Origin of the sequence: Methanoregula sp. (assembly GCA_041645435.1) — an archaeon.
GTDB lineage: Archaea > Halobacteriota > Methanomicrobia > Methanomicrobiales > Methanospirillaceae > Methanoregula.
Genome location: JBAZQB010000001.1, coordinates 537,269 through 550,223, shown reverse-complemented (window position 1 = coordinate 550,223; position 12,955 = coordinate 537,269). Strand labels below are relative to the sequence as shown.

General features: G+C 51.2%; 9 protein-coding genes. 6 read left to right on the top strand and 3 right to left on the bottom strand.

The window, feature by feature from the left end:
• Positions 1-74 precede the first annotated feature (74 nt).
• Entirely contained in the window at positions 75-1,169 is a 1,095-nt protein-coding gene (locus tag WC593_02585) for a hypothetical protein (protein ID MFA4824023.1), read from the bottom strand.
• Between the two features lie 138 nt (positions 1,170-1,307).
• On the opposite strand from WC593_02585, the gene WC593_02580 reads away from it, so the two are divergent.
• The 6 genes from WC593_02580 (at position 1,308) to WC593_02555 (ending at position 7,174) form a co-directional block, all read left to right on the top strand.
• Complete coding sequence (locus WC593_02580) at positions 1,308-1,523, top strand: hypothetical protein (GenBank protein ID MFA4824022.1); 216 nt, start codon at positions 1,308-1,310, stop codon at positions 1,521-1,523.
• A 100-nt stretch (positions 1,524-1,623) separates the two neighbouring features.
• Complete coding sequence (locus tag WC593_02575) at positions 1,624-1,812, top strand: hypothetical protein (protein MFA4824021.1); 189 nt, start codon at positions 1,624-1,626, stop codon at positions 1,810-1,812.
• Complete coding sequence (locus tag WC593_02570; protein MFA4824020.1) at positions 1,805-2,038, top strand: hypothetical protein; 234 nt, start codon at positions 1,805-1,807, stop codon at positions 2,036-2,038. Before WC593_02575 ends, WC593_02570 begins: the two co-directional genes overlap by 8 nt.
• Before the next feature lie 50 nt (positions 2,039-2,088).
• Positions 2,089-5,157, top strand: coding sequence for a hypothetical protein (locus tag WC593_02565; GenBank protein MFA4824019.1), 3,069 nt, complete (start codon positions 2,089-2,091; stop codon positions 5,155-5,157).
• Complete coding sequence (locus WC593_02560) at positions 5,154-5,669, top strand: DNA N-6-adenine-methyltransferase (protein MFA4824018.1); 516 nt, start codon at positions 5,154-5,156, stop codon at positions 5,667-5,669. The genes WC593_02565 and WC593_02560 overlap by 4 nt, the downstream gene beginning before the upstream one ends.
• 335 nt (positions 5,670-6,004) lie before the next feature.
• Positions 6,005-7,174, top strand: a complete 1,170-nt coding sequence (locus WC593_02555; GenBank protein ID MFA4824017.1) for a Shedu anti-phage system protein SduA domain-containing protein — start codon at positions 6,005-6,007, stop codon at positions 7,172-7,174.
• Here WC593_02555 and WC593_02550 read toward each other — a convergent pair.
• Together WC593_02550 and WC593_02545 are read right to left on the bottom strand one after the other, a co-directional pair.
• Positions 7,166-9,961, bottom strand: a complete 2,796-nt coding sequence (locus tag WC593_02550; protein ID MFA4824016.1) for a site-specific DNA-methyltransferase — start codon at positions 9,959-9,961, stop codon at positions 7,166-7,168. The genes WC593_02555 and WC593_02550 overlap by 9 nt on opposite strands.
• Before the next feature lie 3 nt (positions 9,962-9,964).
• On the bottom strand, positions 9,965-12,955 hold the full coding sequence (locus WC593_02545; protein MFA4824015.1) for a DEAD/DEAH box helicase family protein: 2,991 nt from the start codon (positions 12,953-12,955) through the stop codon (positions 9,965-9,967).

The window sequence follows — 12,955 nt, the reverse complement described above, 5'->3', positions numbered from 1 at the left end:
ATTGTCACCATGATGGAAGCGTTCATCAGCCCAACCGTACCCGGGGTCCCTGCTCACAACACCCCCCACCATTCTCAAAATCCCCCTTCCTTTATCCGGTCATTCGACAGACTTGCCGAAATCAACGAATCGTTAAAAATCAGCAACTCCTCATAAACCCGCTGATCATTAATCACAAAATTCAGCGGGGGAAAATCCTCTTTCTCCGCCATAGAATAATTACAGTTTATCACCGTTGACTCAAATGTGCGTTTTAAATCAATGAAGGAGAATAGCGTAGAATAGTGCCGGATGTCTCTTTGCGATTTCGCATAAATTTCACGGAGAATCTTATCGACGGTGACCTCCGTATCCCCGGTAAACCCGTTCCGCATCAGTCGCACCTGGTCGAGGGATTTCTGGACAAACTGCCGTTTCTCGGATTCGGACTGGGGGAGTTGATCAATCTGGATCCCCACACCGGATGATCCCGGTTCAATGCTTGCAATCTTATTATTCAAAACGGCGATGATGTGAAAGAGGAACTGCTTGTTTAACAATAAAACCGTAAAATAATCGAATTTTTTTAACCGGGTGAGAATTTTTACAATCTCAGTATCCGTAAACAAAAACTCATCAAAAATAACCCGGGGCCAACCCCCGCCATAGGAGATATCGTCAGAAATTGGCGAGAATTTTTCCTCTCCGCAATAGCGGTATATCAGATCATTTTTTGAGAACGGAACCCACTCGTCTTCACCACTGTCATTTAAAATCGGTCCTGACTCCGCCTTTTCACGGAGTGAGAGTTTCTGGACTTCTTCTTCATCCGGCATGTAGTTCAGACGAAGAAATAAAATATTCTTGTTAATCACGAAATAGACGGGTTCAGATTTTTTTTGTCGATCCGATGGTGTATTTCCCGGGTGACAAAGTAATTTGAACTTCTGCTCATAATCCGGTAAATCAGACCATTTTACCAGGAGGTTATCGCGTTCCATCTCATTCAGAAGACCACTTACCTTATTCGGTCGTGCTAAAAGTTTCAGACCTTCCCTGCCAGCAACTCCCCCGTTTTTTAAAATGTTTGAAATATTGTACGCGTAATCTCTCCCCTTGATCATAAGATAGAGAAACAGGACAGTCTTCGCTTCAGAATCAAAGGTCTCTGTCCAGGTTTTTGATAACATCAAAAGAAGATTGTTGTTGAGAGCATATACTCTTTGAGTGATATATCCTAAAATCTTCAATTTTTAGTATATATCCCAAAAAAGGGGTAAATCGGGGAGTTTTCGTATATTAACAATACCTTCAATACGCTAAAGTGTATGAAGCCGACACCCGACCCGGAAATTACGAACCGGATTCTTGGAGCATTCCAGAACACACCGGTGATGAACATCGAACAAGTTGCAAAATCAGCAAAAACGACCACGATCACCGCCACCAAACACCTCTCCCGTCTGGCCAAAAAAGGCACGGTCCGGGAATATCCCTGTGGAAGAAATCGCATATTTGTTGCAACCCCGGGGGGAATTGTATGAAAGAGGTTCAAAGAAAAAAGAAAGGCGATGCACGGGACCCCTTAGCTACCAACACCGTGGTCCCGGCACCCCTGTCCAGAGCTCGTGAAGAGGTGGACAGATGATGTCTCTCTCTTCTGGCACATCAACATTACCCAAACCCCGGATAATCCCGAATTTCACAATCGATCAGGAGACCCTGGATCACCTGAAGACAACCAGCCCGATACACTACCTTGTCGCCATAGCATGTCTCAAAGACGGCAGGTGGCGACTCGCTGAACATTTCGAAGAGGTGCGGTATGACTGATGGCGTTGATTCGCCGGAGTTGGCTTCCGAACAGATGGTGGGTATCCCGCTCTACCTCATCCCCAGAGCGATCGCCGACCAGATCCGGAAGAAACGTGAGGCGGTTGCCTACATCGAAGTGCGACCGGAGAAAGGGCACTTCTTCACGATCACGATAAAAACCTCCGAACGCCGCGTGTTCCGGCGCACCGGTGCCGCAGAGACCGGGGGAGAGACCGGTGAATAACCGCTCCTCTTTCCGGACAACCGGCAGCGACCGGAGCACGGGGGTGGCCTGTGGATGGCCCGCTCCGTGATGCAGTTGCCCGGATAGCCGGGCCCGGGCTGGTTGTCGAGATCCGGGCGCTCACCGACCAGTTCACCCATAGCGGGTACTTCAGCGATCATGAAGCGCTCGTCCGGTCTGTGGAGCCGCTCGATGCCGATGGCTCGGTCCACGGCATCTATGTCACGCTCAATGAAGTGAACCCGGCCCTGCTCTCGCGCCGGGCGAACCGGATCAAGATGCGGCTCGGCAAGAAGGACAGCACGACGAGTGACGCGGATATCCTGCGCCGCCGCTGGCTGCCCATCGACATCGACCCGCTGCGACCGAGCGGCGTATCGAGTACAGATGAAGAGCATGGCCTCGCTCTGGCGAAAGCCGATGAGATCGCCCGGTGGATTGCCGGGCTCGGCTTTCCGGACCCGGTCCGTGCGGACTCCGGTAACGGGGCTCACCTGCTGTACCGCATTGACCTGCCGAACGATGAGGCCGCAACCGCGCTCGTGAAGGCGTGCCTCACTACGCTTGACACGCTCTTCTCGGATGAGCGGGTGAACGTGGATACGGCGAATTTCAACGCGGCCCGCATCTGGAAGCTCTACGGCACGGTCTCCCGGAAAGGTGACAATACACCCGAACGCCCGTACCGGCGGAGCCGGATCCTCTCGGCCCCGGATGAACTGATGATCGTGAGTCCGGAACAGCTCCGGGACCTCACGGCCCGGCTCCCGACCGAGCAGCATGCACAGCAGCCGACCGCAGCGAAGGACAAAGGTTTCAACCTGTGCCGATGGTTATCCGATCACGGGCTTGGGGTACGGTCCGAAAAACCGTACAGTGGCGGAACACTCTTCATTCTCGACCAGTGCCCGTTCTCCTCGGCCCACAAGGACGGGGCATTTGCAATTCAGTTCGGGAGCGGGGCGATCTTCGCGGGATGCAAGCATTCCTCCTGTGGCGGCGGTACTCAGCGGTGGCAGGAGTTACGGGAGCAGTTCGAGCCGGGCCGGGGGGACCGGCGGAAACAATGGGACCAGGTACAGACTGCACAGAGGAAAGTAAAAGCGAAGATGAAGGCAGAGGCGAGAGGCGATGCAGGTCCGGTACTTCCGGAGAACCCGGAACTCCGGGCAGAGGCTGCCGAAGTGCTTGCTCACGGGGACCCGCTCTCACTCATGCTCACTGCCTTTGCGCAGGAGCATATCGGGGATGAGATTCTTGCACGATGCCTGATCCTCACGATGGCATCGCAGGCAGTGAAGAACTCGGACGGACTGCATGTCTCGGTTACGGGTGAATCCGGCAAGGGCAAGACTCATGCGTTCAAGAAGATGATGCGGCAGGTGCCGGACCGGTACAAAGTAAAGGGCACGATGAGCAACAAGGCGCTCTATTACATGACCGACCTCTCCCCCCGGACCGTGCTGATGAGTGACGACACCGATCTGTCCGATGCCATCCAGGAGATCCTGAAGTCGGCGACCTCGAACTTCGATGAACCGATCACCCATACGACCGTAACAAAGGACCTGACCCCCCGGGTCTGCTCGATTCCCGAGCGGTGCGTCTGGTGGATTGCAAAGAAGGAAGGGACCGGTGATGACCAGGTGATGAACCGGATGCTTACCTGCTGGATTGACGAAACCCCGGAGCAGGATGCAAAGGTGCTTGCGGCCAAGCAGAAGAAGGAGCAGCAGGACCCGGACATGATCGTCGATGAATCGCCCGAACTCGTGACCTGCCGGGCCATCTGGCAGATCATGCACGAGCAGATGATGTGGGTGATCATTCCATTCTCGGAGCGGATCCGGTTTCATGCGATTAATAACCGGCGAAACCCCGACATGCTTTACGACCTGATCAAGAGCCACACAGCACTTTACTACCAGCAACGCGACCAGAAGACCACAGAAGACGGGACGCTCTGCGTGTACGCGAGCGAGGCAGATTTTATATCGGCAAAAGATCTCTTCACGCTCCTCAACGGTATGGCGGGCGGGCAGGAATCGAAGATGACCAAGAAAGAGTCGGATCTGCTCGATGCTATCCAGCAGGCCCGGCAGGAAGAGTTCACGATCCAGGACCTGCAACGGCTCACCGGCTGGTCCTACATCAGCATCTACCGGGCCCTGAAAGGCTACGAGAGCCGGGGGAAGAACTATACCGGGCTTCTCGAAAAGTGCCCGGCACTTTCCTTTACCGACCGGACCGTGACGATCTCTGAAGAGCAGGGTAATTCGATCCGGCGCAGGAGCGATGCCTTCCAGTGGGATACGGCACTGTTCCGGGAGTGGAATTGTGGCGATGCATGCTGGCTTGACCGCGATCCGAAGGATGGGGGCGATCCGGTTTTATCATTGCAGCAGGCTTCCAGCAGTGTTGCGGAACCTGCTGAAAATAAAAAAAATAATTTTTCGGTTTCTGTTTCCCCGGGTACTACTAAGAATAAAAGTACAAATGTACTAAGAGATAGTACTTTTCAGCAGAAAGAGAATTATGGAGTAACTCAGCAACCGGGTCCGGACGTAATGCAGTGTGTCCATAAATCCGGAAATGCTGCAAACAATAATCAAATTCCGCCCGGTGCCCAGCAATCGCCAGATAGTGCACCTGCTTGCGCTCCGATTTCTTCCAGCACCTGTTGTAAACAATTGAAAGATGGCGATCACCCGGCAGCATCCGCTGCAAAACGCTCCCTAACCATCCGGGCCAGGGACTACAAACCGCTTGAACTCCCGGAGCCGAAGTCGGTGTGCTCGGTGTGCGGGAAGAAAGGCTCATCGTATGTGGAAAAGTTTACTGCAGAACGGAAGGCCCGGCCCAAGGATCAGCAGGATGCCCGACGGATTTGCAAAACGTGTTACAAGGCAGCGGTGAAGGCGGAGCAGGAGGCTTCTATTCCTTTACCGGGCACCGTGGATGTTTCCCGGTGTGAGCGGGTGACAGCGGCGATCGGGAAGTGCTCGGTCTGTGGGCTAGTGAGGGCTGAGTGGATTGACCGCGAGGCGGGGGTGAAGCTCTGCGAGCATTGTTACGGGAGGGGTGTGAGGGAGAAAGCCCGGGGGGCTGGTGTCGGTTGACGGTCCCCCCGGCCCTGCTCTCGCACGAGAGCACGGAGCATTACACGCCGCAGTATATCCTCGATGCGGTGATCGCCAGCATGGGTGCGATCGATCTGGACCCGTGCAGCAACAGCCGGGAGATCCCGAACGTGCCGGCAGCGAGGCATTACACTGCTCAGGAGAACGGGCTTGTGCAGCCGTGGGAGGGTCGGGTTTTTCTCAATCCCCCTTTTGGTCATGATGTGGAGCGATGGTTCTCGAAACTTTACCTGGAGTGGTCCGCTGGCCGGACTACTGAGGCGATTGTGTTGTGGAAGTCGGCGACTGAGACCGCAGCGTGGAAGACATTGACGGCACTATCGTGTCGGGTGTGTTTTCCTTCTACAAGGATCCGGTTTGTCGGTCCTTCCGGTGATGATGGACCCGGACCGACATTTTCACCGGCGCTGTTCTATGTTGGGGGTGGACCGGAGCGGTTTGAGAAGGCGTTTGCCGGGATCGGGGTAGTGTGGGTGGTGCCGGGGAAGTGAAGATGAGGAGTGGCGGCTGGAGATTATCGGGTTGAAGAAGTGCAACACCGAGCCGCTCGATATAATCGGGGATCTGGAGTGCGAGGATGTGCATAAGGACAAACGGCCTGAGAAGAAGCGGGGGCCAGGAGGCGATCAACACCGGGACCTGTTCAAAACGAATAGAGTTTTTTTCTTGAGGATGTTACGCTCAACGGGGCTTAGCCCCTCGCCGCGTGGGATACCCCCGTATTTGAAAAACTAAAAGACTATCGGCAATCTTCTAGCAGACTTAAATTTGGTAATCAAATCAAAAGAATTATTGCCATATTAGTTTGCAATAACATCATATTGAAATGACAAATGATTTAATTGAAATTCAAATTTCAAGTCCCACATGGGGAAATCTTAATGGACATCGAATCTATGTCACCCTGCAAATAAATCAAAAACTGACCGAGGAACAGATTCGTGGTGAATCTGCTATTAACCTTTTTAAAACCGGGAAACTTTTAAAGGGATTCAAACACCTTGTTGAAGCCATCAATTTTCAGAATCCTGAAAATAAAATTATCCTTACTACTGAACTCTCGCATAAAGTGGACAATACTTACTTCATCAATTATAATGACTATCGAAAAGCTGCGACTAAATCTTTCTTTCCTTTGTATCGAGAAATAGGAATAAAAAATGCAAAGCTATTCCTTTCCGGGACCTTTCCAGAATCGTTTAATTCTTCATCATTACCAGATCCTGAAATCCCTCCAAAACTTTTTGAGAGATCATTCAATCGATCAATCCAAGGGTTTTTGAAAAACTCAAAGAATCGTGGAAATTTATATGATCAGACTTCAAAGGGGATAAAAAAATTAAGGGAAACGCGAAAAAAACTCAAAGAAGAAATAAAAAGTCTGGAAGAATTAAGGAAAGAATCGAATATTGCCGTTTTTCAGATTAAGATTGATGATTTTGTTGAAAGATTAAAGAAAAGATATCCTGAAACATCCGGTGATAGCTCATGGCAAAAATGGATCTATGCTAATACGTGGTTATTCGGGGTAAAGTACCAGGCAATTTTTGAAAAAGAAAAAGTCGGTTTTGATAATTTACCCGATTTTCTTTTCCTAACCCACGATGGATTTTTGGATATCCTCGAAATCAAACTCCCTCAACATGATGTAATTGATGAAGATTCCTCGCACCACGGATCCTACAAATGGACATCAAAAAGTGCTGAGGCAATTGGACAGGCTGTGAATTATCTGCATGAGATGGAATTGAATCAACTTCAAATTCAGCAGAAAATTCGGGAAGAATATCATATCGACGTATTTACGATCAAGCCCCGAGCATTCATCCTCATTGGGAATTCTGAAGATTGGGAAGAAAAGAAAATCAAAGCGTTACGAAAACTCAATTATTCTCTTCATGGAATTGAAGTATTGTCTTACTCGGATCTGAAATCCCGGGGTCAGAACATTATTAAATTGTTCAATGAATTGGGGGAATCAAAAAATTTAAACTGAGTAAACCTTCATCACTTCATCGCCGTAGTGGTTGATCACCTTCACAGCAATCTTCCCGGTATCCGGCATAGCGAATGGAAGGCTCTCATACCGGTACAAACTCTCCCATGCCGCTTCATCGATCTCCGCTTTGAGCGCCCTCTTCAGTTTCTCGTATGGGTCTTTGGTCTTATCACCCGTGAAGTACGCATGCCGGACAAAGAAGCTCTCCCCGTTGTAATCGGTGTCGATGAACCAGCAAGCGATATCATCGGTTGAGTTGCTCCGGATTGCCCCGGTGGTTGGATCATAGACATCGACACCTTTGATCTCAACAACGATCTTCTTACCCGGCTGCTTTTTGATCGCAATATCAGGCTCTCCGAAGACTACGAACAAATTACCGGCGCCGGTCTTCTTGAGCAGCTCATCCATGCCGAGATCATTGTTCATCCGGGCAGGAAGCACAGTGAGTTTCCCGTATTGTTTTATCTCATCGCTGATGTGCGGATCGAAGGCAAACCCGCAGACTATCATGAGGTCAAATCCGAGCCCCTTCACCGCTTCCTTCGCCGCCTCTTTGAGCTGCAACGGACCAACAGTTCCATGTTCAGGTCCGACAGAGATACCCACGCTTCTTGTGGTACCTTCTGCGTCAATATAGGTCCCCTTCGCATGAATCCATTTCCCGGCAAAAGGATCAAGCGATACAAATTTGATCCGCTCGTTCTTCACCCGGTTATCTACGCCGCTCTTACGGAGATTGTCAAGGATGATGGTGGTGAAATCCTGTCGGTCGTGAGCCTCTTTCTCGCTGACTGTCCCGTCCATGTTCTCGTCAGCGGGGAGGATGCGATGCGGCGAGAGGCTCTCGACAGTAAACGGCCCGGTGACCCGGACCCGTTTTGGATCATCGTAGGGTAGATCGTAGAGCATCTCGGTATCTGCCCGCAACGCAATCGAGACATCGATATCCTTCTGCCGCTGCTGCCGAAGATCCCACAGTTGCGAGATAAGCCCGGCGAGTTTTTCGTTCTCCTGCGCTTCGCGGGGGATTTCCCAATCTTCCCACTGCTTCTTTGCCGTCTTGTTAATCGATGCCCTAATGGGTTCGAGTTTTGCCTGGTACTTGTCGTAAATGGCATCAATATCTTCATTATGTGCGATTGATTTGAGCGTGATGTGTGGAACGCGATGGTACACGAATCCTTTCTTAATATCGTACATAGTGGGATACAACGGCGGGCGCTGTTTGGTGATCTCGCCTTCCTTGGCGAGCCCTTCTGGAGAATCGGAAAGAAGATAGTATGGGAACCGGGCGCTCATGAGTCGGGTACGGGCAAGGGCGAGGGCAACTCGGCTAGTATCGATGGTGATCCATCGGCGCCCCCATTGCTCGGCGACATAGGCACTGGTGCCAGAGCCGCAGGTAGGATCGAGCACAATGTCACCGGGATCGGTGGTCATAAGGAGGCAACGTTCGATGATTTGATTGGATGTTTGAACAACGTAAATTACATCAGGAGTACTCGCAATATCCGTCCATATGTTATTATATTCAAAAAATGGGAAATCATCAATTTTTCTTACGTACCTAATTGAATTACCGGTTTGAATTATTCGCTCTGCGTTAGATAATCGACCTAATCCCCTTTCAGTTGTAAGCCAACCTTTTGCTATCGCAGGGAGATAGCCCTGTCCGTTATATTTGAATTCAAAAAATGATGAACCCCCGGAACCAAACGTTGTTAAAGTTGTTGCCTGAAATGCTTTCCAGCCTTGCTGTAATAGCGTATCAATTTCAATTGTTGTTTTCGGAATGGGGCATCTCTCTTTTTTCGGCGATATTAATTGGTCATACCGAGCTCCAGATCCATGACCCACTCCCAATTTTTTCTCTTGATATATTGGATGATATCTTGCTTGAGTGATATCTTTAGCATACCACAAAACAAAATCACACGCCCCCTTCAAAAATTGAGAGGATAATCCAGCCATCTTTTGAACGGTAATTTGGGAAATGAAGTTCTCACTTCCAAATGTTTCATCTAACAACGAGCGTACAAGATGAACATTCTCGTCACCAATTTGAATAAAAATACTGCCAGATTGCGTTAACAATTCGTGAGAACTCGTTAAGCGTTCGCGAAGGTATGACAGATAACTGTGAATGCCAATTTTCCATGTATCTCGGAATGCACGGATCTGTTCCGGCTGTCTTGTAACTTCCTCTGCTTTACCATCTCTAACATCACGTTTCCGTGTGCTTACCTGCCAATTGCTATTGAACTTGATCCCATACGGCGGATCAAGATAAATCATCTGGACCTTACCTTTCAGTCCCTCCTTCTCGGCAAGCGATGTCATCACCTGTAACGAATCACCGAGCACCAGTCGGTTCGACCAGTTCTGCTCATGGTGGTAAAAGTCTACCCGCTGGTCGAAATCTTCTGGTAGCCCGTTGAAATCTGAAAAGAGATCCGCTTGGTAATCTCCAAGTGCTTCACTCAACCCACCCGGTTTTGAATGGGCAAGGAAATCCTCAATGATCACTTGCGGGTGAATTTTCTCCTGGATGTAGATAGGCAGCACGGGTACTTCCAGATCCTGTGCGTCCTGTTCGTCCTTGCCCTTCCAGACAAGTTGCGGATCGAGCGAGGTATCGCGGGGATATCGCATGATCTGGGGAGCTCGTTCATCATCATCCACAAAGTCCCGGAGTTCCTCGGTGGGGATATTCGTCCGCTTGTCCGCGTGCCGGATCGTATCAACCGGTGTGTTCTCCATTACTGCTTTTTTCCGTGCCATAACTCACTCCGAAACTCTCGTCTTCAGGTATCCCCTGATCGAATTCTTCACATTGTGCGGGTCCGTCACTTCAAAGAACGCCCAGCGCCCGAACCCGCCGTGGTTGTTCACCGCAGGAACCCAGAGCGTCTTAGCGGTACTGACCTTCGCCGCCTTCTCCGGTTTCCGCTCCCCCGTCACTTCAACGATCAGGTTGAGCGGGTTATCAATGCCATGTCCGTCATCCATCACCGCGATAAAATCCGGTATATACTGGTGCTCCTCACCTTCGAAGGTATAAGGAATCGTAAATCCGAGATGATCGTTCTTCACGTACCGGATCATCTCGTCCATATCCTCAAGCGCCATCGCCGTCTTCTGCTCCCAATCCTGCGTGTCCCCGACAACATAGTTCACGTTGCACTTATCAGCCCGGGTCTGGAAGGTCCCGCGAATCGTATCGAAATCCACAAACCGGGTTGTCCCCAGTGTATCGTATGGCTGAAGGATAGGCGTCAATCGCGGGTTTCCGGTAGCGGACTGCACGATTGAATGATAGATCCGGTCGGCGGCAGTATTCGCTGATTGAGTGAACCAGAGCAGCTGTACGAATGCGTTATCCTTGTAATCTACGCACTCCTCCAGCCATCGTTTGGTAATCCCGAGCAGCTGCGGGAACAGCCACGGCTTGTCGTTCCCGTCTTCATCCCGGAAATATTTCTCCAGGGTCACCTTTGCCAGCAGGAATGCAACCTCATTCGGGCGCCGGCGCTTCAGGTCATCCAACGTGTGAAAACTACTCTCCCCCACAACCGGCGCATTCTCCGTCTTAGTCGGAATATCAGCCGTGCTCAGCGCCATCCGGGAATCTTCCGAAAATGTTGCCGTTAGCTGCTCGCTCCCGAGCTCGTACCGATAGCCCCGCAGCCGGGGAAATGTGATCTCGCAGGAGATCCGCTCATCCAGCGCCCGCACACGCGTCGGTGTTGGCCCCAGTTCCGGTGCTGTGGTCGAACCGCTGCACGGGATGAATGAGAACGGGATACCATACACTTCTGCATATTCCGGTGTGAACATCCCCTTCTCGTTCGTCGCGTAACTCATCCGGCGCAGCGCACGCCCGACCACCTGCTCGCACAACAACTGAGTCCCGAACGCACGGACACCGAGAACGTGCGTCACCGTCTGCGCATCCCAGCCTTCCGTCAGCATCGAGACACTCACCACACATTTGACATGCTCACCGAGTTTTCCCTGTTTCCCCACCGTATTCATCACTTCGCGTAGGATATCCTCATCGGTCAGTTTGTCGGTATCCCGGCCCGGGAAGCGGACCCGGTATTCCGCCTTGAACTCCTCGATCTCACGGGATGCAATCTTCTTGAATTCCTCGCTCATCGACTCCCCGGACTCCAGCTGTTCACTGTCCACCAGAATCGTATTCGGGCGCGAAAGCCATCCTCCATGCTCATCATCGTTCCGGAAGATCGGCAAAGCCCCGGCCTGAACCACCGTTGCCTCGCCAATCTTCTTCTCCCAGCCGGCAATATGATCGAACACCAGTTTGGACACGTTCGTATTGTTGCAGACCACAATGAACACCGGGGGAGTCCGGCCTTTGGCCTGTGCCTCGACATTCTCCTCCCATAACCGGTAATATTTCTCATAGTTGCTGTACAGGCTGTGCAGGGCCCCTTCCAGTTCCTTTGGCAACACCGGCTCACCTATTATCGCATCGGTCCTGCGCCCTTTCTTCGGGAGTTCGTCCCGGATCCGCATCCAGATATTCCGGTATGTGGGCAATGCACCGGCCATAGAATCGTCGGCCACCGGCACACGTGGGACTTTCACGATCCCGGCTTCAATCGCATCGATCAATGAGAAGTCCGACACTACCCACGGGAAGAGCGTACCTTCCGACCATCCTGAACCTTTCAGGAAGAACGGCGTGGCTGAAAGGTCAAAGATATTTTTCACACCAATCTTCGCCTTTACCGATTCGATACCGGAAATCCAAATCCTCGCGTCCTTGTCTCGTGACTCAACCTCCTTGCGTTCATCACCCGTGACCTTCTCTGTTTCTCCTTCTGCCTTCTTCCAGTAACAGTGATGCGCCTCATCGTTTATCACAATGATATTCTTCTTCGTGCCGAACTCGCGGCAAACACGTCGCACAACCTGATCGGGAGTTTCGGTAAATACCCCGTTCTTCCCGTCAGCCAAGAGGGATTTTGTCAGTTTCCCCGCTTTGATCTTCTCGCGGGGCAGGAACGTGTGGAAATTTGTGATAATAATCTTCGCCTGCCCGAGTTTCTGGAGTTGATCGGTAGGAATGATGTCCCGCTGCCGGTAATAATTCTCTGGATCGTTCGGGAGCAGCACGCGAAGACGATCCCGTATGGTGATCCCCGGGGTGATGATGAGGAACGAATTAGTAAACCGGACATCCTGCGGATTTTCAAGTTTATTGAGTGCCTGCCATGCAATCAGCATCCCCATGACCACGGTCTTGCCGGTGCCTGTTGCCATTTTGAATGCAATCCGGGGCAGACCTGGATTCGAGCTCTCATTAGCCTCCTGGAGCATAGCCTCCATCCAGCTGTCTCCATAGCGGGATGCGGTTTCCGTCATGTAGATCGCTGTCTCCAGTGCCTCGATTTGGCAGAAAAAGAATTTCTTCTCGCGTTCGGCACTCGTCCAGTAATCGAGAAGTCTCCGTGTTGTTGACGTAACACCGGCATAGCCCCCATTACGCCAGAGCGAGATCCGTTCACGGATCCGGTTAACCATCGCGTTTTCCTCAATCCGATCCTGCGTCCATTCGGTATCAAAGGTGAGTTGCTTGCCTTTCTTCTTAGGCTGGGCAATAGGTACAAACCGGGAACTCGCTCGCCTACCGGTAATTACTTCATCAGTAATTCCTTCATTAGTGAATCGGAAATGTTTGTCCGGTTCGGTGAAAGGAGAATTGATTACAGGGTTTTCAATAACGATTTGAGGCATTTGAATATTCAA